The 24,481-nt window shown below is 76.8% G+C and carries 15 protein-coding genes; 12 read left to right on the top strand and 3 right to left on the bottom strand.

Annotation, left to right across the window (positions count from 1 at the left end):
• Positions 1–149 precede the first annotated feature (149 nt).
• Positions 150–722 (top strand): Uma2 family endonuclease, encoded by a 573-nt coding sequence (locus ACPC54_RS06570; RefSeq protein ID WP_498961876.1) that lies wholly within the window; start codon positions 150–152, stop codon positions 720–722.
• A 25-nt stretch (positions 723–747) separates the two neighbouring features.
• Here the strand turns inward: ACPC54_RS06570 and ACPC54_RS06565 are convergent, their stop codons facing one another.
• Complete coding sequence (locus tag ACPC54_RS06565) at positions 748–1,305, bottom strand: hypothetical protein (protein WP_498961874.1); 558 nt, start codon at positions 1,303–1,305, stop codon at positions 748–750.
• Between the two features lie 125 nt (positions 1,306–1,430).
• Between ACPC54_RS06565 and ACPC54_RS06560 the strand changes: the two genes are divergently transcribed.
• On the top strand, positions 1,431–1,895 hold the full coding sequence (locus ACPC54_RS06560; RefSeq protein WP_498961872.1) for a hypothetical protein: 465 nt from the start codon (positions 1,431–1,433) through the stop codon (positions 1,893–1,895).
• A gap of 1 nt (position 1,896) precedes the next feature.
• Here the strand turns inward: ACPC54_RS06560 and ACPC54_RS06555 are convergent, their stop codons facing one another.
• Together ACPC54_RS06555 and fhuB are read right to left on the bottom strand one after the other, a co-directional pair.
• Positions 1,897–2,997 carry an alpha/beta hydrolase-fold protein gene (locus ACPC54_RS06555; protein ID WP_498961870.1) on the bottom strand — a complete coding sequence of 367 codons (1,101 nt, stop codon included), beginning with the start codon at positions 2,995–2,997 and terminating at the stop codon, positions 1,897–1,899.
• Between the two features lie 21 nt (positions 2,998–3,018).
• Entirely contained in the window at positions 3,019–5,217 is a 2,199-nt protein-coding gene (fhuB, locus tag ACPC54_RS06550; RefSeq protein WP_498961868.1) for a Fe(3+)-hydroxamate ABC transporter permease FhuB, read from the bottom strand.
• 232 nt (positions 5,218–5,449) lie between these two features.
• Between fhuB and ACPC54_RS06545 the strand changes: the two genes are divergently transcribed.
• The 10 genes from ACPC54_RS06545 to ACPC54_RS06500 all read left to right on the top strand — a co-directional run.
• On the top strand, positions 5,450–6,478 hold the full coding sequence (locus ACPC54_RS06545; RefSeq protein WP_498961866.1) for an ABC transporter substrate-binding protein: 1,029 nt from the start codon (positions 5,450–5,452) through the stop codon (positions 6,476–6,478).
• 28 nt (positions 6,479–6,506) lie between these two features.
• Positions 6,507–7,301 carry an ABC transporter ATP-binding protein gene (locus tag ACPC54_RS06540; protein WP_498961864.1) on the top strand — a complete coding sequence of 265 codons (795 nt, stop codon included), beginning with the start codon at positions 6,507–6,509 and terminating at the stop codon, positions 7,299–7,301.
• Positions 7,302–7,667: 366 nt separating this feature from the next.
• Complete coding sequence (locus tag ACPC54_RS06535; protein ID WP_498961862.1) at positions 7,668–8,525, top strand: DUF4132 domain-containing protein; 858 nt, start codon at positions 7,668–7,670, stop codon at positions 8,523–8,525.
• On the top strand, positions 8,522–13,783 hold the full coding sequence (locus ACPC54_RS06530; protein ID WP_498961860.1) for a hypothetical protein: 5,262 nt from the start codon (positions 8,522–8,524) through the stop codon (positions 13,781–13,783). Before ACPC54_RS06535 ends, ACPC54_RS06530 begins: the two co-directional genes overlap by 4 nt.
• Positions 13,780–14,979: an ATP-binding protein gene (locus ACPC54_RS06525; RefSeq protein ID WP_498961859.1), complete on the top strand. Its 1,200-nt coding sequence runs from the start codon at positions 13,780–13,782 to the stop codon at positions 14,977–14,979. The genes ACPC54_RS06530 and ACPC54_RS06525 overlap by 4 nt, the downstream gene beginning before the upstream one ends.
• 3 nt (positions 14,980–14,982) lie before the next feature.
• Entirely contained in the window at positions 14,983–18,669 is a 3,687-nt protein-coding gene (locus ACPC54_RS06520; RefSeq protein ID WP_498961858.1) for a DUF5682 family protein, read from the top strand.
• Entirely contained in the window at positions 18,666–20,696 is a 2,031-nt protein-coding gene (locus ACPC54_RS06515; protein ID WP_498961856.1) for a hypothetical protein, read from the top strand. The genes ACPC54_RS06520 and ACPC54_RS06515 overlap by 4 nt, the downstream gene beginning before the upstream one ends.
• Positions 20,697–20,840: 144 nt before the next feature.
• Positions 20,841–21,293 (top strand): MarR family winged helix-turn-helix transcriptional regulator, encoded by a 453-nt coding sequence (locus tag ACPC54_RS06510; RefSeq protein WP_498961854.1) that lies wholly within the window; start codon positions 20,841–20,843, stop codon positions 21,291–21,293.
• A gap of 124 nt (positions 21,294–21,417) precedes the next feature.
• On the top strand, positions 21,418–23,052 hold the full coding sequence (locus ACPC54_RS06505) for a lipase maturation factor family protein (RefSeq protein WP_498961852.1): 1,635 nt from the start codon (positions 21,418–21,420) through the stop codon (positions 23,050–23,052).
• Positions 23,053–23,257: 205 nt separating this feature from the next.
• Positions 23,258–24,481: hypothetical protein (locus tag ACPC54_RS06500; RefSeq protein ID WP_498961851.1), on the top strand; the 1,224-nt coding region annotated here is incomplete at its 3' end.

Below are 24,481 nucleotides of genomic sequence, written 5' to 3'. Positions count from 1 at the left end.
CCCGGCCCCCCGTCCGTCCGGACGGCCCGCGCCCCGGACGGACGACCACCACACCGACCCCCTCGGCAACACCCCCCGGGTCCACCCCCGCCACCGACTGCGAACGGCCAGGGGCGCGATACTGTGACCGGAGCAGCTGAGGAGGCCCGATGAACCCTGAGCATTACCGGCTTCTCGAAGAAGCCAGGCGCAGCCTTCCGGAGGGCTACAAGGTCGAGCTGTCCGGCGACGTCATCGTGATGCAGGCATCGCCCTCTTCGATCCACCAGCTGAACCTCTCCATCGTGCAGCGCCAGTTCGAGGCGCACTGCCCCGCCGGCTACTTCCCGACCGGCAACAGCGACCTGGCCTCGCCCGGGGTCGGTGCCGTCCGCAACCCCGACCTCACCTACCTGCCGGAAGACGTCATCGACCTGGAGGGGCACGACATCCCCGCCGAGCTGGCGCTGGTCGCGGTGGAGATCGTCTCGCCGTCCAACCCCGACAACGACTGGACGGGCAAGGTCCGCGACTACCCCCGCATGGGCTTCCCGCTCTACCTGATCGTCGACCCGCGACAGAAGACGGTCACGCTGTTCTCCGAACCGAACCACGACCGCTACCACACCCGGACCGAGCGGGAGTTCGGCGAGCGGATCCGCATCCCCGAGCCGTTCGCCTTCGACCTGGACCTGACCCGGCTGGTGCCCTACCGGGACCGACCCCGCCACCCGGAGCCGTGAACACGAGTGGCGGCGGCCTGCCGGGCTACGAGTCGAACCAGACCGTCAGCCGCACGTTCTCGTCCCCGTGCAGGTGCGCGAGGGTGCGCATCACGGTGAACACCGGCGCCCACGGGCCGTCCGGCGGGACGGCCTCGCGCCGGGTCATCCGCCCGATCCGATAGCGCGCCTCGCCCTCCGTCCACTCCTCGCCCTCCGCCCGGCTGCCGTGGCCGCGCAGGGCCTTGCCGCGCAGCACCCACGCGCCGTCCGGGCCGCGGAGGTACATCCGCACCCGCTCGTCCGGCCGTTCGGCGGGCTCGTCCCAGTCGACGGCGGCGAGTTCGGCCCACGCGATCCAGGTCGGGCTGTGGACGCCACCCATCGCCTCCCACCGGTCGAACGCCGCCCTCGTCCGCTCGTGCGCGTCCCCGGGCAGGCCCCGGCCGGGCGCCAGCGGCCGGAACCCGGCGTGGTTCTTGACGCCGAAGAGGCAGCCGAAGGCGTCGTAGTCGCGGGTGTCGTAGAGCGCGTCGAGGTCGATCGCCGCCTCCCACCCGGCCCTCGGGCGGTATTCGATGAACCCGTTGATGTCCGTTCCCATACCGGGGATCGTTCCAGAGCCGCGCGACCCCGGGCGAGCGCGTGGACGGCGGCCGGCCGCCTCCGGGCAGGCGGGCGCGCCGTGACAGACTTCCGGGGCGCAGCAGGGGAAGGGAGGCGGATGCGGTGGCGATCGGCGTTCCGGCACGGGAGCCGGACGAGCACGCCCGGTTCGCCCGCTACCGCAGGGCGTTCGGCGAGGTCGGCGACGAGGATGCGGCGGCCCTGGTGGCCGAGGTGCTGACCGACCCGGAGACCGCGATGGCGAACGGCGCCGTCTGCGAGTACCTCGACCGGCGGGCGGCCGAACTGCTCACCGGTCCCGGATTCCCCGCCTGGTGGCGGCGGATGAGCGAGGCCGCGGCGACGGACGCGTTCTCCGTCCGGCGGTTGCGCGAGTGGGCGCTGATCCGGGCGATCGCGGTGGCCGAGCCGTGGGAGGCCGAGGCGTTGCTCGGCGGGTCGAACTGGCTGCAGCTGCGGGTCGCGCAGGAGTCGCCGGTCCCGGCCGCCCTGGCGGTGCTGGCCGAGGGCGGCCGGAGCCGGCGGGTGCGCAACATCGCGGACTCCCGCCTGCGGACGGTCCGGTAGGTCAGCGCCCGCCGAGCAGGTGGGCGAGGCCGTCTGCGAGGCCGCCGCGCCAGCAGGCGTAGTCGTGGCCGCCGTTGAACTCGCGGTACTCGACGTCGTACCCGCGTGCCAGCAGGACGTCGCGCAGGTGGCGGTTCTGGGCGAGCAGCATCCACTCCTGCAGCCCGACCTCCAGGTAGAACCGGGCCTCGCGGCGTTCCCCGCCCGCGAACTGCCGGGTCAGCCACTCGCTGCCCGCGTCGAACTCGGTGCCGTCCGGCCACCAGAAGGAGCCGGACTGGGAGAGCGCGTTGCCGAACCGGTCCGGGCGGCGGAACGCGGCGAAGGCGGCGGTGAGGCCGCCCGCGCTCTGGCCGGCGATCACGGTGCGCGAGGGATCCAGGGGCGTGCCGAACTCGCGCCGCGCCCAGGGGAGCAGCCGGTCGGCGAGCAGGTCGACGAAGTCCGGGTTGCAGCTCAGGTCGTCCGGGCGCCCCGGGCCCATGGTGTGGACGAGCAGCGCCGCCGTGCGCGGGAGGGCGCCGTCCGCCGCCAGGTTGTCGAGGGTGTCGCCGACCGACAGCACTTCGCCCCACATCTCGCCGTCCAGCAGCACGGCCACGGCCTCCAATGGCCCTTCCCCCGAGGGGAGATGGACGTCTACCCGGCGCCCCGCCGGCTCGTGCGCCGTCGTCCGCCCGCGTGTCACCCCGGCGCGCCGCCGCACGTACGGCTGGGCGGGCGCGTCCGGCAGGCTGAGCACCGAGGAGGGGTGGCGGCCGTCCCGGGCGGGGAGCAGGTCGTCACCGGGGCCGGGTACGGCGTGGTCGAGGACGCGCAGCCAGTCGGCGCGGCTGGTGCCCGGCACCGGACCCCGGAAGGGGTGCAGCTGGCAGGAGACCCGGTGGTCGGCGCGCAGCCGGTAGGTGATCGACCACGAGCCGTCCGGCCGGCGCCGCATCAGGTGCGGTGTCAGGTCGCCGGCGTGCCGGTCCTTGTCGGTGACGGTGTGCAGCAGCGCCAGCACCCCGTCGCAGTCCTGGTCGCCGTCGTACCCGAGGGTGACCAGCCGGTACGCCGGGTCGTCCGGGTCGGGGGCCACGTGGGGGAACGAAGTCTTCAAGTCTACTGCTCCTCAAGTCGATTACGCGACACTGCCGCGTCCGCGCCGCCCCAGCAGCACCCACAGCAGGAAGGGGCCGCCGAGCACGGTGGTGACGATGCCGACCGGGATCTCGACGCCGCCGATCAGCACCCGCCCGAGGGTGTCCGCGACGACGACCAGCAGTGCCCCGGTGAGTGCCGAGCCGAGGACGGGCACGCGCGCCGGGCCGGCCAGCCGTCCGGCGATGACGGGTGCGGCGAGCGCCACGAACCCGACCGGCCCGCACACGCCGACCGCCAGTCCGGCGAGTGCGACGGACAGCAGCAGGCAGCCGAGGCGGACCCGTCCGGGGTCGACGCCGAGCGAGGCGGCGACGCTGTCGTCGAAGCGCAGGACGGCGAGCCGCCGGGCGGCGACGAGCGCGAGCGGCACCAGCACGGCGAGCCCGACGAGGACGGGCGTGGCGATCTCGTAGTCCCGCCCGTTGAGGCTGCCGGAGGTCCACACGTACAGCGAGCCGGCCGAGTTGAGCGAGCGGCGGGCCATCGCGACCTGGATGACGGCGGAGGCGAGGGCGGACACGGCGAGCCCGACGACCAGGACCCGGTAGCCGCGTGCGCCGAGGCCGCCGGAGGCGAGGGTGACGACGAGGACGGCGACGAGCGCGCCGAGCGGTCCGGCCCACCAGGCGCCGAAGGTGCCGGCGGCGCTGGCGGAGATGAGGACGGCGGCGGTGGCGCCGTCGTTGACGCCGAGGAGTTCGGGGGTGGCGAGGCGGTTGCGGGCGAGGGTCTGGGTGAGGCAGCCGGCGAGGCCGAGGGCGGCTCCGGCGGCCGCTCCGGCGACGATCCGGCCGAGGCGGAACTTCTGGACGAGCAGGACGTCGAGCCGGTCGCCGTAGCCGAACACGGCCTGGAAGGTGCGGCCGAGGTCGAGTTCGCTCTGCCCGGCGTGCGCGGAGACGACGACGGCGAGGAGCAGCGCCCCGGCCAGTCCGAGCGAGGCCAGCAGTGCCCGCCGGGGGACGAGCAGCGACCACGCGCCGTACCGCAGCGCCAAGTCGGGTTCGGCGGCCGGGGGTTCGGCTCGCCGTGCCGGTGGCGGGCCGTCCGTGGCGGGGTCGGTGAGGGCGAGGGCGGCGGAGCGCCGGGAGCGGACGATGGCGATCAGCGCGGGGGCGCCGATCAGCGCGACGATGACGGACACCGGCGCTTCGAACGGCCGGGCCACCACGCGGGCGAGCACGTCCGAGGCGGTGAGCACGGCGGCGCCGAACAGGGCGGCGAGCAGGGTGAGTTGTCCGATCCGGGGGCCGGCGACGGCCCGGGCGAGGAACCCGGAGAGCAGGCCGAGGAAGGCGACGGGCCCGGCGAGGGCGACGGCGGAGGCGGTCAGCAGGGTGACGCCGAGGGCGACGGCGGCCCGGGTGGCGCCGGGCCGGTGGCCGAGGCCGCGGGCGAGGTCGTCGCCGAGGGCGAGCGCGGTGAGCGGCCGGGTGGTGAGCCCGGCGAGCAGGAACCCGACGGCCAGCACGGGCGCGAGCTGGCGCAGTGTCGTCCAGCCCTCGACCCCGGCGAGCGAGCCGAGCACCCAGACCCGGTACCGCTCGTACGCCTCGGGGGAGTTGACGACGAGGACGTCGGTGAGGCCGCGGAAGACGGCGGCGACGGCGGAGCCGCCGAGCACGAGCCGGATCGGGGAGCCGCCGCCCCGGCTGCCCGCGACCAGCAGCACCAGGACGCTGGCGAGCACGGCGCCGCCGAAGGCGAACGCGAGGTAGCCGTACGAGGTCTGGACGCCGAGGACGGCGACGGCGAGGACGACGCCGAGCGAGGCGCCGGCGTTGACGCCCAGCAGGCCGGTCTCGGCGAGCGGGTTGCGGGTGACGGACTGCAGTTGGGCGCCGGCGACGCCGAGCGCGGCGCCGACGAGCAGTGCGGTGACGGTGCGCGGCAGCCGCAGGTCCCCGACGACGAGGGCGAGTCGGCCGTCTGCGCGGGCGCCGTCGCGGTCGAGCAGGTAGTCCAGGACACGGCCGGGGCCGACTTCGCCGGCGCCGATGGACAGGGAGAGCGCGGCGAGGGCGAGGAGCAGGACGACCGCCCCGCCGGCGACCGCCCAGCCGGTGCGGCGGCGGCCGGGCGGCGGGGGCGGCGGGGCGTCCGGAGCGGCGTCCGGGGCCGCGTCCGGCGGGGTGGCGGCGGACGCTTCGTGGACGCCCACTTGCGACGGTGTCATAAGGTAAGGCTAACCTAATGATCGAGTCGCCTCGTGGGGCGCCGTCGTGGCGTCAGCGCCGCGCAGGCGCCGCACCGCTCGTCGCACCGGCACCGCTCGTCGCACCGGCACCGGCACCGAACCGGCGCCGAACCGGCATCGAACCGGCGCCGAACCGGCGCCGCATCGTCGGCACGCCGTGCCGCCCCCGCACACCCCGCAACTCCCGTACCACCGCTGCCCGGAGGACCTCATGTCGCTCGCCCCCCGCCCGCTCAGCCCCGCCCGCCGCCGCCGTGCGGCCCGGGCGTTGGCCGCCACCGGGGCGGCCGCCCTGCTGCTCGCGGGCTGCGGGTCCTCGGGCTCGTCCTCCTCGTCCTCCGCCTCGGCCTCGGCCGGCTCCTCCGCCGGTGCCCCGGACGCGGCCGCCGGCGGCAAGCGGACCGTCAAGGACGCCACCGGCAAGGCCGTCGAGATCCCCGCCGAGCCCAAGCGGATCGTCACCCTCACCCAGGAGGACCTGGACGCGGTGCTCGCCCTCGGCGTGAAGCCGGTCGGCATCACCAACGGCCAGGGGCTCAACGAGCCGCCCGCCTACCTGAAGGACAGGGTGCAGGGCGTCCCGGTCGTCGGCAACCTGCTGCAGCCCGTGCTGGACAAGGTGGTCGCCGCCAAGCCCGACCTCATCCTGGCCGGCGACATGCAGGACGAGCAGATGCTCAAGCAGCTGCGCGAGATCACCCCCGCCACCCTCGTCACCATGGCGCCCACCGACGACTGGAAGCTCGCCTTCCGCGGCATCGGCAACGCCGTCAACAAGCTCGACCAGGCCAACAAGGTCATCACCGACTACGAGGCCAAGGCCGCCAAGGCCGGCGGCGACCTCGGCAGGAACAAGGGCGCCGCCGTCTCCATCGTCCGCTGGAACCCCACCGGCCCCAGCTGGATGGAGAAGAAGCAGTTCGCCGGCGGCGTCGCCCTCGACATGGGCCTCACCCGCCCGGCCGCCCAGGACAGGGACGGCAACGCGCACAGCCCGGCCCTCAGCCTGGAGAAGCTGGGCGAGATCGACGGCGACTGGCTGTTCCTCTCCATCCTCACCGACGACGGCAGGGCCGCGCTCAAGGACGTCCAGTCCAAGCCCGCCTACCAGGAGTTGAAGGCCGTGCAGAACAACCACACCGTCACCGTGGACGGTTCGGTCTGGTCCACCCGGGGCGGCCCGCTCGCCGCCGACGCGGTGATCGGCGACTTCACCAAGGCGCTCGGCACCGCCTCCTGACCACCCCGCCTACTGCATAAGGCACTCCATGGAGTTGACGATCCAGGGGCTCGGCGCCGGCTACGGCCCCGGCCGCCCCGTGCTCGGCGGCGTGGACCTCACCGTCCCCGCCGGGCAGGTGGTGGCGGTGGTCGGCCCGAACGGCTGCGGCAAGTCCACCCTGCTGCGGGCCGCGGCCCGGCTGCACCGGCCCGACACCGGGCGGGTGCTGGTCGGCGGCGAGGACGTCTGGCGGCTGCGCCCGCGCCAGGCCGCCCACCGGGTCGCGCTGCTGCCGCAGAGCCCGCAGGCACCCGAGGCGGTCACCGTCGCCGGTCTGGTGCGCTACGGCCGGCACCCGCACCAGGGGCTGTTCCGCCAGTGGTCGCCCGACGATGAACGGCTGACCACCGAGGCCCTGCGCGCCACCGGCGTCCAGGAGTTGGCCGACCGGCGGCTCGACCGGCTCTCCGGCGGCCAGCGGCAGCGCTGCTGGCTGGCCATGGTGCTGGCCCAGGACACGCCGGTGGTGCTGCTCGACGAGCCGACCAGCGCGCTCGACCTCGGGCACGCCGTCGAGGTGCTGGAACTGGTCCGGCAGGTCGCGGCGGGCGGTCGGACCGTCGTCATGGTGCTGCACGACCTCGCGGCGGCGGCCCGGTACGCGGACCTCGTGGTCGCGCTGCGCGACGGCGCGGTGGTCGCCTGCGGGCCGCCGCGCGAGGTGGTGGACGCGGCGCTGGTGCGGGCGCTGTACGACATCGACAGCCACGTGCTCGCGGCGCCGGGGGACGGGGCGCCGGTGATCGTGCCGCGGGCGCCGGCCGCCGCGGCGGGGGGCTGACGGCCCCTCCCGCCCTCCTGCCCTCCTGCCCGGCGCCCCGGTCCGGTCCTTCCGTTCCGGGGGGCCGGGCGGTCGCGTTCCCCGAACCGGGCCACGCGGCGCTCCCGTTCGGCCCTCACCCCGCTGCTTGCCGCCCGCCTGCTTCGCTGCTGCGCTCCTTCGCTGCTGCGCTCCTTCGGCCCGCCCGGCTCGGGGCGCCCGGCTCGGGGCGCCCGTCACTCGTTCACCCGTGCGAGGGGTTTCGACTCCGCAGGTCCCGGGGCGGCCGGCCCCCGGTCCTCCGGTTGTCAGTGACCCTCGCTACGTTCCTGGCATCGCTGATCCACAGGCGATCAGATCGTGGTTCCCGGTGGGAGGAGTACGGCCGTGGCATGGGTGGAGACGGGCGCGGGGGGCTACCGCGTCACGCTCGACGCAGAGGGCAGGGTGGCGTGCCGCAACGCGGCGGGGCGCGCACTCAAGTCCCTTCCGTCGAAGCTCAACGGCGACCCGGTGGTCACCCGGCTCAAGCAGCTCGCCGAGTGGCTGGCCGCCCACGAGCGGCGCTGCCTGGAGGACGTCGAGCGCTGGATGGTGCGCTCGCTGCCGGTGCCCGCCGCCGTGCTCACCGAGGTGTGGGCCGACGAGGCCTGGCAGGCCGTCCTGCGGGACGTGGTGGTCACCGGGGTCGACGGCGAGGTCGCCGGCTTCCTGCGCGGCGCGGACGCCGAGCGCGGCCTCGGCCTGGTCGACCTGGACGGCGACACCGTCCGGCTCACCGCCGCCGAGGTCCTGATACCCCACCCGGTCCTGCTGCCGGACCTCGACGAGCTGCGCGAGTTCGCCGTCGAACTCGGCGTCTCCCAGCGCGTCCAGCAGCTCTACCGCGAGGTCCGGCACAAGCCCGCCGGGCCGCTGTCGGGCACCACGGTCGACGAGTACGCCGGCGGCCGCTACCGGGAGCTGCGCGAACTGCTCGGCCGCTGCAACCGGCTCGGCTGCCGGGTGCGCGGCGGGTCCGCCGTCCAGCCGATCAGCGAGGGCGGCCGCACCGTCGAGGCCCGGGTCTGGGTCGGCGACTACTACGAGTACGACGCCTGCGAGACCGGCGCGCTCAGCTGGGCCGGCCCGGACGGCCGGGCGCTGCCGCTCGCCGAGGTCGGGCCGGTCGCCTGGTCCGAGGGGATGCGCATGGCCGCCGCGCTGTACGCGGGCCGCACGATCGAAGGGGAGGAAGCCGCATGACCGCCACCACCGCCACCACCGACGCCACCGACGCCACCGGCGCGACCGCGGCCGCCGCCGCCGCCCGCACCGACCGGGCGCGGGCCCGCCACGAGGCCCTGCTCGACGCGGGCGCCGTGCTGCCCGCCGGCACCCTGCCCGACGCCGGCCGCCCCGGCAGCGCCGCCGACGTGCTCACCGCCCGCGGCTACACCCACCCCGCGCTGGACGGCCGGCGGATCGTCCGGCTCGTCCCCGGCGCCCTCGGCGCGGCCGAGGACGCCGCCCTCGACTACCTCGGCCTCGCCCCCGCGGGCGAGCCCGCCGAGGTCGGCCAGGTCCGCCAGGAGGCGCTCGGCTTCCCCGCCTGGGCACTCGTCAACGACCCGGCCAACGGCCACCACGCGCTCGCCCTGGTCAAGGAGATGGAGCGGCTGGCCCGGCAGGTGAAATCCAAGCCGGGCGCCGCCAAGGACGGCTTCGGCGCGCTCGCCGCCCGCCTCGGCCGCGCCGTGCCGCACTTCCTGCCCACCTTCTGCGAGGAGGTCGGCCGGATCTTCCTCGCCCAGGGTAACCGGACCTATGCCGCCACCTGGTTCGGCAAGGCCCGCGAGGCCGAGCGCACCCACGGTCTGGGCGTCGACGAGGAGCGGCTGCGCGCCGTCTTCCTGGAGTTCGCCCTGGCCGGCGCCCTCACCGTCAAGGAACTGCGCCAGTACGTCAAGGAACTGGCCGCACGGCTCGACCCGCAGACCGCCTGGCAGCGCTTCCGCCAGCTCTGCACCGAGCGCTCCGCGGCCGGCATGGCCCCCTACGCCGGGATCGCCGAGGACGCCCGCGCCCTGGTCCGGGCCGCCGGGCTCGACCGCGCCGAGCACGAACAGGCGCTGCTCGCCGAGCTGTTGGAGTCCCCGGCGATCAACCGGGCGCCCGCCGCGTTCTGGAAGTCCTGGCACGGCCCGCTGGTCGAGCTCGGGCGCCGCGAGGAGGCCGTCCGGCGCCGCCTGCTGGAACTGCTGCCCGCCCCGGACGGCGGCGACGACGCCGCGCACGACGCCGCCTGGCTCGCCCTGCTCGCCGAGACCGGCGCCGAGGCCGGGCTCACCGGCCCCCGCCGCGCCGACGAGGAACCCGGCGACGCCGCGGCCTGGCTCCAGCGCTGGGCCCGGCACACCCGCCGCGGCTGGCGCGCCCGGCCCGACACCACCGCCACCCTCGCCCTGGCCGGCCGGATGACCGAGCGGCTGCGGTCCGACGCCACCCCCGTCGACCTGTTCGCCGACCGGCGCGGCGACCTGACCGACCTCGACCTGCTGGACCAGCTGCTGGCCGCCGGCGTGCCCGTCGCCGACCCGCCCGCCGGCCGCGCACTGAACGTCAAGCACTGGGCCGACCACTGCGGCCCCGGCAGCGCCCGCCTGCGCGCCGTCGCCGCCGACCCGCGCTACCGGCCGCTGCTGCGCGACGCCACCCCGCCCGCCTGGGTCACCGCCGTCACGCGCAAGGCACCCGCCGTACCCGTGCTCCGCACGCTGATGGCCGAGTGGGCCGAGCTGCGGGCCGACGAACTCACCGCCGTCCGCGGCCTGGCCGCCGCCGCCGACCTGGTCCGCGAGCTCACCCCCTACCGCATCGCCATCCGCGGGATCGCCCCGGCCGCCGCCGAGCGGATCGCCGCCCTCGACGTGGCCGGGCTGCTCGCCCGGGCGCTCGGCGCGGGCATCCTCGACGAACTCGGCTGGCCCGCCCTCGAAGAGGCCCTCGCCACCCTCGCCGACCCGGCCGAGCCCGACACCCCGGCGGGCACCGGCACCCCGGCGGGCACCGGCACCCCCGCCGGCCCCGGCGCTCCCGCCGCGGCAACGGCCACCGCCCGCAACGCCGCCACCCCCGGCTTCCACGGCCCGGCCCTCAACGGCCTGATCGTCGAGGACGCCTGGCCGTGCCTGATCCTCGCCCGCGGCGACCGCGCCATAGTCGTCGGCCCGCAGGGCACCGTGCTGGAGCACACCCTGCGCATCCCCGCGTTGGACCAGCACTGGAACCGCCCCCGCCTGCGCTTCGTCGACGGCGAACTCCTCGTCGCCTGGCACCAGGACGGCAAGCAGGTCGGCTACTGGTCCGGCCGCCCCGACCAGACCGTCGAACTCGGCGGCGAGACCATCACCGGCTACCACTACGGCGACCGGCGGCCCGAACCGCCCTCCCTCCCGCTGCCCGGCGGCGGCCGCACCACCGGCGAACGCCCACTGCACGCCGGCGACACCCGGCTGCCGACCGAACACCGCGTCCTCGGCGACGGCACCGGCCACTGGACGCTGCGCCCCGGCGACGGCGACGCCACCCCGCGCGAACTCGACCCGCACACCGGCACCCTGGGCCGCGCCGCCGAACCCCCGGTGATCGCCGCCTCCGCCCCGGCCGGCCGGCTCGCCGCGCGCAACACCCGGCTGCTGCCGCTCCAGCCCGGCCTGGAAGGCACCCCGCTCGGCACCGACGGCACCGTCCTCGGCGGCTGGGTCCGGATCGACCCCGACCGGACGGCCACCGCCGTCACCCCGGACGGGCACCGCATCGTCCTGCCGATCACCGGCGCGCACCCCGACACCGTCCCGGTCGGCCGACTCACCCTGCCCGGCGCCGGCCGACCGGCCGTCACCGAGACCGCCGGCGACACCCTCGCCCTCACCCTGCCCGACCTCGCCGCGGCCACCGACCGCACCGCCGACCTGCGGCCCTGCCGCGCCGGCGACCTCTCCGCCGCCGGCACCGGCCTCGTCCCGCCGCTCGACCACTGGCACGCCCTGCGGCCCCGCGACGAAGCCGGCTCCCGCGCCCTGCGCGGCGTCGACCCCGAGCAGGCCGCCCGACTGATCGACGCCGCCTGGCCCGTCGACACCCGGCCCGTCCCCGAGGACGACCGGCGCTGGCTCACCGTCCAGGGCGTACGGCGCCCCGTCGCCCAGCACAACGAGCCCACCCGCAGCACCCTGCCCGTCCCGGCCGTCGGCGCCCTGCTGCCCGAGGCCACCCACCCGCTGCTGCTCGCCGGCGTCGCCGGGCTCGCCCGCGCCGCCGCCGACCTGCTCGACCGGATCGCCCGCTTCGTGCCGCAGCCCGAGGCCGAACGGCCCACCCGGGCCGAGGCCGCCGAGTACCGCCCCGACCACGGCCGCGACCAGCAACTGCAGGCCGCCGTCGCCGCCCTGCTGCCCGGCATCGGCGGCTTCGGCTCCGGCTGGACCCACACCGACCGCTGGTGGACGCTCAACAACCTGCGCACCGTCCTCGCCGTCCTCGCCGCCCCGCCCGCCACCACGGGCCAGGGACAGGACCCGGGCCGGGGCGACAGCCTGGCCGACGGCTGGACCGCCGCCCCCGCCAAGCTCACCCTGCGCGGCGGCGACGGCGGCCACGGCTGGCTCCACCTGCTCGGCCTGCTCCACGTCCTCGCCCAGGCCGTCGCCAACCCGCTCACCGAACCCGCCCATCGCTCCTCGCTCGTCGAACTCCTCGGCGAACTCACCAAGGGCCCGCTCGCCGACCGCGGCGACACCCTGCGCGAGATCGTCCTCAGCGAGACCCACCGGCCGGCCACCGACCCGCGCCCCACCGACTTCCGCCAGGGCCAGGTGCTGCGCCACGGCGACCGCACCGTCGTCGTCCTCGGTTACCGCACGCACCAGGACGGCGCCATCCACTGGCTCGCCGTCGACCACGACCCCAGCGGCCGGTTCGGCCCCGTCGCCCACTTCACCACCGTCCGGGAGCGCCGCACCGAGGAACGGATCAGCGCCGCCTGGGCCGCGAAGTTCTGGCGGGTCTCCGCCCTGCGCGGCAGCGTCCCGTGGGACGGGGCCCGGGCCGCCGCCTTCGCCGAACTCACCGGCATCGGCACCACCCGTGCCACCCTGCTGCTCTGCCCGCCCCCCGGCCTCCTCGACTGGGGCACCACCGGCCTGACCGCCGAACGGCTCGCCGAACTCGGCATCAAGGCCACCGAGGCCAAGGCCGCCAAGGAGTGGCTGCGCAGCCACCCCCAGGCCGCCCTCGTCGACGTCTGGGGCGCCCTGCTGCCGCCCGACCCCAAGACCCTGTGGACCGAAGGCCCCGACCTCGCCGCCGGCGCCGAGGCCTGGACCCGCCACTTCGGACGGCTCGTCACCCTCCCCGAGGCCGACCAGGCTGCCGTCAAGGGCGTCCGGATCGCCTCCCTCGAAGCCGTCCTCAACCCCGCCCGCACCCCCTGGCTCACCCGCACCACCGGCTACCGCCTGCGCACCGACCACCGCGCCGAGCCCCAGCTCGAACCCGAGGACGCCGGCGCCGTCCCCGGCCCCGGCGAACTCCACCAGAGCGTCGAAGCCCTGCGCTGGCTCGCCTACCACCTGCCCGCCGACAGCCCGCTGCGCGCCCTGCTGCCCCGGGCCGTCGACGCCCTGCACACCCGCCTCACCGACCCCGACCTGCTGCTCGACCTCCAGCTCGTCAACACCGCCAAGAACGGCCCGATGGGTGCCGTCATGCGCGCCCACTTCGGCCTGCCCGCCGAGGGCGGCGCCGACCCGGACGGCCTGGTCCGCTGCGGCCCGGCGCTCGTCCTCAGCCCGTACCACGAGGCGTACGAGCGGGTCTGGCTGCGCCCGGCCGGGCTGAGCGGCCCGGACGACCCGCTGCTCGACCTCATCACCGGGCTGCGCAGCAGCTACTGGTACGGCGACGACCAGGGCGCCCTCGTCGCCGTGCTGAGCGGCGAGGCGCGGCGCCTCGCCGAGTCCGCCTCGACGGCACCGGGCGCCGCCGCCGTCGACCCCGGCTCGCCCGCCTGGCTGCAGAACCCGCAGCTGTCCGCCCCCGGGCTGGTCGCCGAGGCGGCCCGCACCCACGGGCTCGACCCGGACGCCGCCGCCCTCTACCTGCAACTGCTCGCCCTGCCCGACCCCACCGACCGCAACGTCGCCCGCTGGACGGGCTGGAAACCCGCCCGGCTGAAGCGGGCCCGGGCCGAACTCGCGGCCACCGGGCTCGTGCTGGAGGCCAAGCGGCCCCGGGCCGGCCGCAGCCTCTTCCTGCCCTGCGGCTGGCAGGAGGCCAAGGCCCCCGCACTGCCCGTCGAGACCTGGAAGGCCGGCCTGTACGAACTGCCCACCCACAAGCCGGTGCTGCCGCGCCTGCCCGTCCCGGACCTGTTCGCCCGGGCCTGGCAGCGCACCCTCGACGGCGATGCCCCCGGCTACGAAGAGCTCCAGACCGGCAAGCGCAGGAAGGCCCGCCGATGACCACCACCGCCACCCGCACCACCGCCACCCGCACCACCGCCACCCGCACCGCTGCCACCGCCGCCGCTCCCGGCAGCGCCGAACGCCAGATCGTCCCGCCCGAGGAGAAGCACGCCGCCGAACTCGACTTCCTGGCCGCCCACGACAACGGCCCGCGCCCGCCCGGCTGGCGGCTCACCCCGCGCGCCGTCGTCACCTTCGTCATGGGCAGCGACGGCGAGAAGCTCAAGGCCGGGCGCAAGAGCCTCGTCATCGAGCAGAAGTTCGTCGGCGAGCGGGCGCTGGTCGAGCGCTGCGTCGTCACCCTCGCCGGCGAGCGCGGCCTGCTGCTCGTCGGCGAGCCCGGCACCGCCAAGTCCATGCTCTCCGAGTTGCTCGCCGCCGCCGTCTGCGGCACCAGCGCGCTCACCGTCCAGGGCACCGCCGGCACCACCGAGGACCAGCTCAAGTACGGCTGGAACTACGCTCTCCTGCTCGCCAAGGGCCCCAGCCGCGACGCCCTGGTCCCCTCACCGGTGCTCACCGCCATGACCACCGGCGCCGTCGCCCGGGTCGAGGAGGTCACCCGCTGCCTGCCCGAGGTGCAGGACGCCCTGGTCTCCCTGCTCTCCGAACGGCGCGTCGCCGTCCCCGAGTTGGCCGGCACCCCGGACGGGCAGCTGCACGCCGCCGCCGGATTCACCCTGATCGCCACCGCCAACCTCCGCGACAAGGGCGTCAGCGAGATGTCCGCCGCCCTCAAACGCCGGTTCAACTTCGAGACCGTCGGCCCGATCGGCAGCCTCGCCGCCGAGATCGACCTCGTCCGCCGCCAGTCCACCGACGCCGTCGCCCGGGCCGGCGCCGCCTACGCCGTCGACGACGCCGTCCTCGACGCCCTCGTCACCGCCTTCCGCGACCTGCGCACCGGCCGCTCCACCGAAGGCTGGGACGTCGAACGCCCCTCCACCGTGATGAGCACCGCCGAGGCCGTCTCCGTCGCCACCGCCCTCGGCGTCACCGCCGCCTACCTCCCGGACGGCGGCGACCTCCTGGCCCGCCTGCCCGGCCAACTCCTCGGCGTCGTCCGCAAGGACGACCCGGCCGACGCGGCCCGGCTGCTCGGCTACTGGGACGGCGCGGTCCGCCGCCGCGCCGAGCAGGGCGCCGCCACCTGGCGCACCCTGTGGGACCTGCGCTCGGCACTGGAGGCCTGACCCATGCGGACGTTGAGCAGCGCGGCCACGCCCGCCCGGGCCGGCCACCCGGCCGACCGGACGGACGCCGCCCGGACGGCGACAGCCGCCCGAACCGACGAGGGCGCCCTCCTGGCCGCCGCCGACAGCCTGGCCGCCTCCGGCACCGACCGGCCGGGGCCCTACCTGATCGGCGTGCGCCACCACGCGCCCTCCCTCAGCGCGGTCCTGCCCGCGCTGCTCGACGCCGCCCGGCCCGAGGCCGTCCTGATCGAACTCCCCGCCGAGTTCCAGCCCTGGCTCGGCCCGCTCGCCGACGAGGCCACCGAAGCCCCCGTCGCCCTCGCCGCCGCCCCCTCCGGCCCCGACGAGGGCCCCGGCCCGGCCTTCTACCCGTTCGCCGACTTCTCCCCGGAACTCGTCGCCCTGCGCTGGGCCCGGCGCCACGGCGTCGAAGTCCTCGCCTGCGACCTCCCGCTCGCCCACCGCACCACCGAACGCCGGCCCACGGACGGCCCGGCGGCGCCCGGCCTCGCCGAGGCCCTGCGCCGGCGCCTCACCGGCCGCGACGCCGACGACGACCTGTGGGACCGCCTCGTCGAGACCGCCGCCCCCGGCTCCACCCCGGAAGCCGTCCGCCGCGCCGCCCTGCTCGTCGGCTGGGCCCTGCGCCACGACGCCGAGACCGGCCCCGGCGTCGACCCCCACGACCAGCGCCGCGAAGCCTGGATGCGCGCCCGCATCCAGGACGCCACCGCCGGCGGCCGCCGGATCGCCGTCGTCGTCGGCGCCTTCCACGCCCCCGCCCTGCTCGGCGGCCCCACCGCCACCGAACCGCCGCCGCCCGGCCCCGCCACCCCCGGGCACGCCCTCTCCCTGATCCCGTACACCTACCCGCTGCTCGACGCCCGCTCCGGCTACCCGGCCGGCATCCGCGACCCGGAATGGCAGCACACCGTCCTCGACGCGGGCGGCGACCCCGACCGCCTCACCCGGGCGCTCACCACCACCGCCGTCCGGATCTGCGCCGCCCTGCGCACCGAGGACCACCCCAGCGGCCCGGCCGACGCCCGCGAGATCGTCCGCCTCGCCGGCGACCTCGCCCGCCTGCGCGGCCACGCCGCCCCCGGCCGCGGCGAACTCGTCGAAGCCGTCCAGACCGTCCTCGCCCAGGGCGAACCCCTCGGCCGCGGCCGAGCCGTCGCCCGCGCCCTCGAACGCGTCCTGGTCGGCACCCGCACCGGCCGCCCCACCCCCGCCGCCCCGCGCAGCGGACTCGCCCCCGCCGTCGAAACCCTCCTCGCCGAACTCGGCCTCCCCGACCCCACCGACCCCGGCCCCCGCGAACTGCGCCTGGACCCGCAACGCAGCCCCCTCGACCGACGCCGCGAAACCCTCCTGCACCGCCTCGCCGCCTGCGACATCCCCTACGCCGACCCGATCCCCACCACCGGCGCCGGCGGCACCGAAACCCTCGGCACCCGCTGGTGCCTGCACTGGACCCCGGCCACCGCCGCCATGCTCACCGTCGCCGGCACCCGCGGCGTCACCCCCGCCCAGGCCGCCGAAGGCACCCTCCGCACCCGCCTCACCGACCAGCCCACCCCGCGCGAGGTCATCGACGGCCTCACCGCCGCCGCCTCCTGCGCCCTCCCCGCCCTCACCGTCACCCGCCTCACCCAACTCGCCACCGTCCTCCCCACCTCCGGAACCCTCCCCGACCTCCTCGACGGCCTCACCCTCCTCGACCGCCTCACCGCCGGCCACCTCCCCGTCGACCTCACCCCGGCAGCCCGGGCCATCGGGCTCGGGCCGGCCGATCCCGCCGCCTCCGCGCCTGCCCCGGCACCGGCCGCGCCCGGCAGGCCCGCCCCCGACCGGCCGCTGGAGGCCGCGGCGGAGGTGCTGACGGTGGCGGCCGTGCGGCAGCTGGAGGGGCTGGGCGGGTCGGACGATCCGGCCGATGCCCGGGCCCTGGTGGAACTGGCACGGCGGGCGGACCTGCGGGGCGGGCTGCGCCTGGGCCGGGTGCTGGCCGAACTCGCCGAGCGGGGCAGCCCGTTGGTGCGGGGCGCCGCCGGGGCGGTGCGCGTGCTGCTCGGGCAGGACGACGCGGAGGCACTCGGCGCCCGCGCCGCCTCCTGGCTGGACGGGGCGAGCACCCCGGAGTCCCGGCGCGCGCTCGCCCGGAGCCTGACCGGGCTGCTCACGGCCGCCGAGGGCCTGCTGGACAGTGCGCCGCAGGCGCTGCAGCCACTGCTGGAGCAGGTCACCTCGCTGCCCGACACCGCCTTCCTGGACCGCCTGCCCGCCCTGCGCGGCGGCTTCGACACCCTCAGCCCGGCGGCCCGCGACCGGCTGCTGACCCTGGTCGAGGAGCGGCTCGGCACCCGGCTCGCCGCCCTGCCCGAGGAAGCGGACCCCGCCGTGCTCGCCCGCTGGGTCCGCGCCGACCTGGCCGCCCGCGCCGCGCTCGCCCGCCGCGGCCTCCTGCCCTCCCACCAGCCGGCACCGCCATCGGCGCCACCAGCGGCGCCCGCACCCGTACCCGCACCCGCACCCGCGCCCCCCTCCGCACGGCCCCACGACCTGGGCCCGGCCGAACGCTGGCGCCTGCTGCTCGGCCGCCCCGGCAACGGCGGCCTCCAGGGCCGCTCCGCCCGACTCGCCACCGCCCTCGACGAGTTGTACGGAAGCGGCCACGGCGAGGGCTCCGGCCCCGGCCTGGACAGCCGCGGCCGCGGGGCCGCGGGACACCGCGGCGGCCGCGAGGCGCCCTACCCGGGGGCGCGCGAATGGGCCGACGAACTGGAGGCGCTGTTCGGCCCGGGCGTCCGGGAGGAGGTGCTGGCCGCCGCCGTCGCCCGGGGCCGTACGGACGTCCTAGAGGAACTGGACCCGTCCGCCGTCCGCCCGTCCGTCGACCTGCTGCGCACCGTCCTGGAGCACGCCGGCGGCCTGCCCGAGGCGCGGGTGGCCCGGCTGCGCCCGCTGGTGCGCCGCCTGGTCGACGAGCTGAGCCGCGAACTGGCGACCAGGCTGCGCCCGGCCCTGACCGGTATCGCGGTGCCGCGCCCCTCCCGCCGCCCGGGCGGCGGGCTCGACCTGGACCGGACGATCCGGGCCAACCTGGCCACCGCCCGCCCGTCCCCGGACGGCGGCACCCTGATCGTGCCCGAGCGCCCGGTCTTCCGGACCAGGGCACGGCAGGCGAACGACTGGCGCCTGATCCTGGTCGTCGACGTCTCCGGGTCGATGGAGGCGTCCACGGTCTGGGCGGCACTGACGGCGTCGATCCTGGCCGGCGTGCCCTCCTTGAGCACCCACTTCGTGGCGTTCTCCACCGAGGTCGTCGACCTCACCGAGCGGGTGGCCGACCCGCTGAGCCTCCTGCTGGAGGTGCGGATCGGCGGCGGCACCAGCATCGCGACCGGCCTGCGGTACGCCCGCGACCTGGTGACGGTGCCCTCCCGCACGCTGGTCGCCGTGGTCAGCGACTTCGAGGAGGGCGGCCCGCTCGGCGCCCTGCTGGCCCAGACCCGGGCCCTGGTGGACTCCGGCGTGCAACTGCTCGGCTGCGCCGCCCTGGACGACACCGGCACGGCCCGCTATTCGAAGGCGGTCGCGGGCCAACTGGTCGCGGCCGGCATGCCCGTGGCGGCGTTGAGCCCGCTGGAACTGGCCCGCTGGGTGGGGGAGAAGGTGCGATGAACGAGACGACGCGCAGCGGCGACTGGCCGGGCGTGCGACCGGAGGTGGTCGCCGAGGTGGTGTCCGGGCTGAGCCCCCGCCTGCAGAAGCGGCTGGACGGCGCGGCGGCGAAACTGGCGCAGCGCCCGGTGACGCGCTCCGGCCCGCAGTGGCAGGTGGAGGTGGACGAGGAGACGCTGCTCGTCCTGCACGCCCCGGACGGGGTGGTCGCCGACCCGGCGGACGTCCGCTGCGGCTGCCTGCTCGCCCCGGCCTGCGTGCACCGGGCCGCCGCCGTCACCCTCTGCCCCCTCGCCGAACCGGGCCCCGACCCCACCGAGCCCCCGGCCCCGGACACCGCCCGCACCCCGGACACCGCCCGCACCCAAGGCGCGCCCGACACCACCGAGGCCGCCCACGCCCCCGACAGCCCCGCCCTCACCCCGCCCGAACTCGCCGCCGCCCGCCACCTCCACCGCGCCGCCTGCGCCGTGCTGGCCGCCGGGGTCGGCGCAGCGGGCGCCGTGACCCAGGCCGAACTGCTGCGCGCCGCCCACGGCGCCCGCCTGACCGGCCTGCACCGCCCGGCCGCGACGGCGGTCGCCGTGGCCACCCGGCTGCGGGCGGCCCGCTCCGGCGCACCCGCCCACCGACTCGCCGACCTGGTGTCCGGCCTGCGCGACCTGCTCACCCTCACCACCGCCCTGACCAGGATCCCGACCGGCCCCCCGACCACCCCCGCGCACCCCGGCGGCACCCCGCTCGCCGAACTGCGCGGCAACGCCCGCCAGGCGTACGCGCCGGAAGGCGGGCTGCGCCTGCACGGGCTGTTCGCCGAGCCGGTGCTGACGGCCACCCACGCCGGGGCGGTCAGCTGGGCGGTGGACGGCGACGGCCGGCTCAGCACCGTCGCCGAGGTGATGCCGCACACCGACGCCGCCGCGGCACCCGCCCAGGCGGCCGCCGCGGGCAACCGGGCGCTGCGCCTCGGCGACACCTCGCTCAGCCACCGCGAGTTCAGCCGCGCCGGTCTGGCCGTCCAGGGCGCGACCAGGTCCGCCACCGGCCGGCTGGGCGCGGGCGCCGCCGTCCGGGCGGTGCGCGCGGCGGGCGCGGCGTGGACGGCGGAGCCCGCCGCCCGTCTGTGGTCCGAGCCGGTGGCCGACCAGGTCGCCCGGGCCCTCGCCGCCGAGGAACTGCCGTACGAGAGTCGCCCGGCCGGGTCCGACCTGCTGTTCCTGGACGTCACCCTGCTGGGCCCGGCCCCCTCCGGGCCGGACGGCGCACTGCAGCTGCTGGCCCGGTGCGAGGGCCGCCCGGGCACGGGCGGCGCGGAGCCGGGCCGACCGGACGGACCGGTGATCGCGCTGCGGCCCGGACACGAGCACCCCGAGCTGGCCTTCCGGGCCAACCTGGCGCTGCTGGCCACCGCCCCGGGCCTGCGGCTGCGGGTGATCGGCCGCCTGGAACGCTCGGACCGCCCTGAGCTGCGCCTGCTCGCCCTCGGCGTGCCCCCGGAGCCCACCGCACCGGAGCCCACCGCACCGGACCCGGCCGGCCCGGTGCCCGCGCTCCCGGCGGACCGGGCCGGCCGGGTCAACCTCGGCCTCGAACGCCTCCAGACCGCCGACCTCCCCGTCAGCCTCCCCGCCACCGGCCTCGCCGCCATCGACGCCACCCGCACCGACACCACCCGCACCGACACCACCCGCACCCACACCACCCGCACCGATACCACCCCCGCCCCGCCCGTCCACCTCCTCTCCCGCCGGGTCGCACAGACGGTCACCACCGGCCGCCAGGCCCCGACCCCGGGCGCCGCCACGGCCGCCGCCGACCGCGGCCTGCTGCGCGCCGCGGGCCTGGCCACCGCCGCCGAACTCCTGGACGGCCTGCGGGCCGAGGCGGTGAGCCGCGGCCGGGACGTGTTCGGCCGGGTGGTCCCCGACGACCACGACGCCTTCGCCGCCGCGTGGTTGGCGGCCGCCTGCTACACCGAGGCCCTGGCCGCCGCGCTCTGCACGGCCGCCTGGGCGGGAGAGGGGTGAGGGAGCGGGCGAAAGGGGCCGACCGGGGCCGGTCGCCGAAGGTGCGTACACGGATGGACAATCCGCGCGGACTGGCATACTGGGGCGTCGCGGCGACGAGACCCGCGACGGTACGCACCGGTGAACGCGAAGGGTGGGCGAGCGATGGGGATCCGCGACGACGCGGCCGAGGTCCGGGCCCGCGGCTGGCGGACGCTCGCCGCGCTGCACGGCCTGATCGACACCGCGCTGGAGAAGGCGCTCCAGGCCGAGCACCAGCTCTCCGTGGTCGAGTTCACCGTGCTGGACGCGCTCTCCCGCCAGGACGGCTGGCACATGAGGATGCAGCAGCTGGCCCGCGCGGCGGCGCTCAGCAGCAGCGCCACCACCCGGCTGGTGTCCCGCCTGGAGGACCGCGGCCTGCTCGCCCGCTACCTCTGCGCGGACGACCGGCGCGGCATCTACACCGAGGTGACGCCCGAGGGCCGTGCCCTGCTGGAGTCGGCCCGCCCGGTGCACGACGCCGCGCTGGAGGCGGTCCTCGCGGAGGCCTCCGAGATCCCCGAGCTGGCCCCGCTCGTCGACTCCATCGCCGAACCCGCGCCCGCCGGCGGCTGACCCGGCCGAGCCCGGTCCCCTCCCCGACGCCGCCCCCGGACCCCGCCCCCGAGCGGGTGAACCGCCGCCCGCCCGCGCCCCGGCCGGGCCCGGCCACCCGCCGCCGATGGTAGGCATGGGCCGCATGGACTGGTCCGCCTGGTTCGCCGCCCCCGACTACTGGCCGAGCCGGCTGCTCGTCCAACGCCTGCTCGCCGGCCTCTACCTGATCGGATTCCTCGACGCCGCCGCCCAGTTCCGCGCCCTCATCGGCGCGGACGGCATGCTCCCGGTGCCCCGCTTCACGGCCCGCGTCCCGTTCCGGCAGTCACCGAGCCTCTTCCACTTCCACTACAGCGACCGCTTCTTCGCGGCCGTCTCGTGGACCGGCGCCGCCCTCGCCGCCGCCGTGGCCGCCGGGCTCGGCGACGCCGTCCCGCTGGCGGCGTCCATCGCGCTGTGGGCCGTCCTGTGGGTGCTCTACCTCTCGATCGTCAACGTCGGGCAGACCTGGTACTCCTTCGGCTGGGAGTCGCTGCTGTTGGAGGCGGGCTCCCTCGCCGCCTTCCTCGGCAACGCCGACACCGCCCCGCCCGCCCTCGTCCTGTGGCTGATGCGCTGGCTGGTCTTCCGCGTCGAGTTCGGCGCCGGGCTGATCAAGCTGCGCGGCGACAGCTGCTGGCGCGACCTGACCTGCCTGCGCTACCACCACGAGACCCAGCCGATGCCCGGGCCGCTCAGCTGGTTCTTCCACCACCTGCCCGACCCGCTGCACCGGGTCGAGGCCGCCGCCAACCACGTCGTCCAACTCCTCGTCCCGATCGGCCTGTTCCTCCCGCAGCCGGTGGCGAGCTGGGCCGCCTGCACCGTCGTCGCCACCCAGCTCTGGCTGATCGCCTCCGGCAACTTCGCCTGGCTCAACTGGCTGACCGTCGCCCTCGCCCTCGCCGCCGTCGAGCCGGCCCGCCTCGGCCTGCCCGTCCACGCCCGCAGCTACCCCGCCGCCCCGGCCTGGTACGAACTGCTGGCCGTCGCGGTCACCGTCGCCGTCACCGTCCTCAGCTACTGGCCGGTGCGGAACCTGCTCTCCCGAGGCCAGGTCATGAACCGCTCCTTCAACCGGCTCCACCTCGTCAACACCTACGGCGCCTTCGGCAGCATCAACCGGCTCCGCCAGGAAATCGTCGTCGAGGGCACCGACGAGGCCACCGTCACCCCGCACACCGTCTGGCGCGAGTACGGCTTCAAGGGCAAACCCGGCGACGTGCGCCGCCTGCCCCGCCAGTACGCCCCCTACCACCTGCGCCTGGACTGGCTGATGTGGTTCGCCGGCATCTCGCCCGCCTACGCCCGCCCCTGGTTCCTGCCGTTCGTCGCCCGCCTGCTCACCGGCGACCGCGCCACCCTCCGGCTGCTCCACCGCAACCCCTTCCCGGACGCCCCACCGACCCACGTCCGGGCGACCCTCCACCTGTACCGGTTCACCGGATGGCGCGAACTGCGCGAAACCGGGGCGTGGTGGCACCGCACCGCGCTGCACGAGTACCTCGCGCCCGTCGACCTGCCCACCCTGGGCCGCGCCGGGTACCGGCCACCGCTCGGCCGGCCCGCCCGCCCCGTGCGGCAGGTCCCGCTCGACCGGCCGGGGCGGCCGTCGCCGAAGCGGCCCCGGCCGCCCCGGCGGGCCCTCCCCGGGCGTGATCACCGCGCCGACCGCCCGGACCAGCACGGTCACCCGTCCGGCCCCCCGGACACGCCCCCGGACGGACCTCCCGAGTAGCGGCCAAGCGAGCGGTACGGCACACGACACCGGCCAGTCGGGCGGTGGGTGCGTGCAAGGCTCGAACGGGCACCCGTATTCTGGGCGTCCACACCCGGCGGCCCGACCGCGCGCCCCCCGCCCCGCCCTGGGGCAACCCCGCGCACCCCGGTCCGCCGCCCCCTCGCCGCCAGCCCCGCCGCCGTCGCCCAGAACCGGACCTCACATGACAGTGCTTCACTCGCGCAACGCCGACGCAGCCGACCCGGCGGACGTCGCCGACGCCGCAGACGTCAAGGACCCCCAGGACGCCGCCGCGCAGCCCGACCTCCGCGAGGACCTCGGCCGCTACGCCGACCTCGGGGCCTTCACCCTCAGTGCCGACACCCACGCCTGGTACGCGGCCGTCGACACCGTCGCCACCCCCGAGGACGCCCGCGCCGCCTCCACCGTCCTCGCCGAACTGCGCGGCCGCGACCTGCAGCAGACCTGGGAGACCGTCACCGAACTGGCCGCCGAGGTCCAGCTCGACGAGCCCGACACCGTCGCCAAGACCGCGCTGCTCGTCGAGACCCTCCAGCGGGTGCGCAACACCTGCGCCGTCCTCACCGCCGCCGCGTACGACACCGACCTCGGCCCCCTGGTCGCCGCCACCGCAGACGGCGCCTGGCGCAAGGAGCACGGCGTCAAGCTGTCCTGGCTGCGCGCCCGCTCGCTGCGCAAGCAGGCCGCCGCGCTCGCGCACGACCGCCGGATCCGCCGCGAGGAGCTGCACGAAGCCCTCGGCTCCGCCTCCGTCGAGCGCCGCGCCTGGGCCGTCCTCGCCCCCGCCGGGACCCTTCCCGCCGTCCCCGCGGACGGCGCCCGCGTCGAGATCACCGCTCAGGCCTTCGAGGCGATCAACACCGGCCTGCGCGACCTCGGCCGGCTCCTGCCCGACCACGACCTCGACGGGATCGCCTTCACCGAACTCGTCGAGCTGGTCGAACGACTGGCCGCCGACGAGGGCACCCTCTACCGCCTGCCCACCATCCGCGGCCTGCGCGCCGACCTGGAGGAGGCCGGCCTCGGCGAGCTGCTCGCCGAACTCACCGCCGTCCGCGCCGACCGCCGCGCCGCCGAGGCCGCGTACGCCGCCCGCCAGGCGCTGGCGGGCGGGCAGCGGGACGGCCTGGCGGACAACGTTGCCGCGGACGTCGTCGCTTCGGACGTCGTCGCTTCGGACGTCGTCGCTTCGGACGTCGTCGAGGTCGAGGAGACGGCTGAGGACACCGCGGCCCAGACCGTCGAGACCACGACCGAGGACGAGACCACGACCGAGGTTGAGGCCGAGGTTGAGGCCGAGCTTGAGGCTGAGGCCGGCGTCGAGGTCGAGGACGTCGCCGAGGTCGCCGCGCTCCAGGCGCTGGCCGGCGGTCAGCGCGACGGGCTGGCCGAGGATGCTCCGGTC

The sequence above is a fragment of the Kitasatospora sp. NPDC094028 genome (genome assembly GCF_049543595.1).
GTDB lineage: Bacteria > Actinomycetota > Actinomycetes > Streptomycetales > Streptomycetaceae > Kitasatospora.
This window is presented reverse-complemented; position numbering and strand designations above follow the sequence as displayed.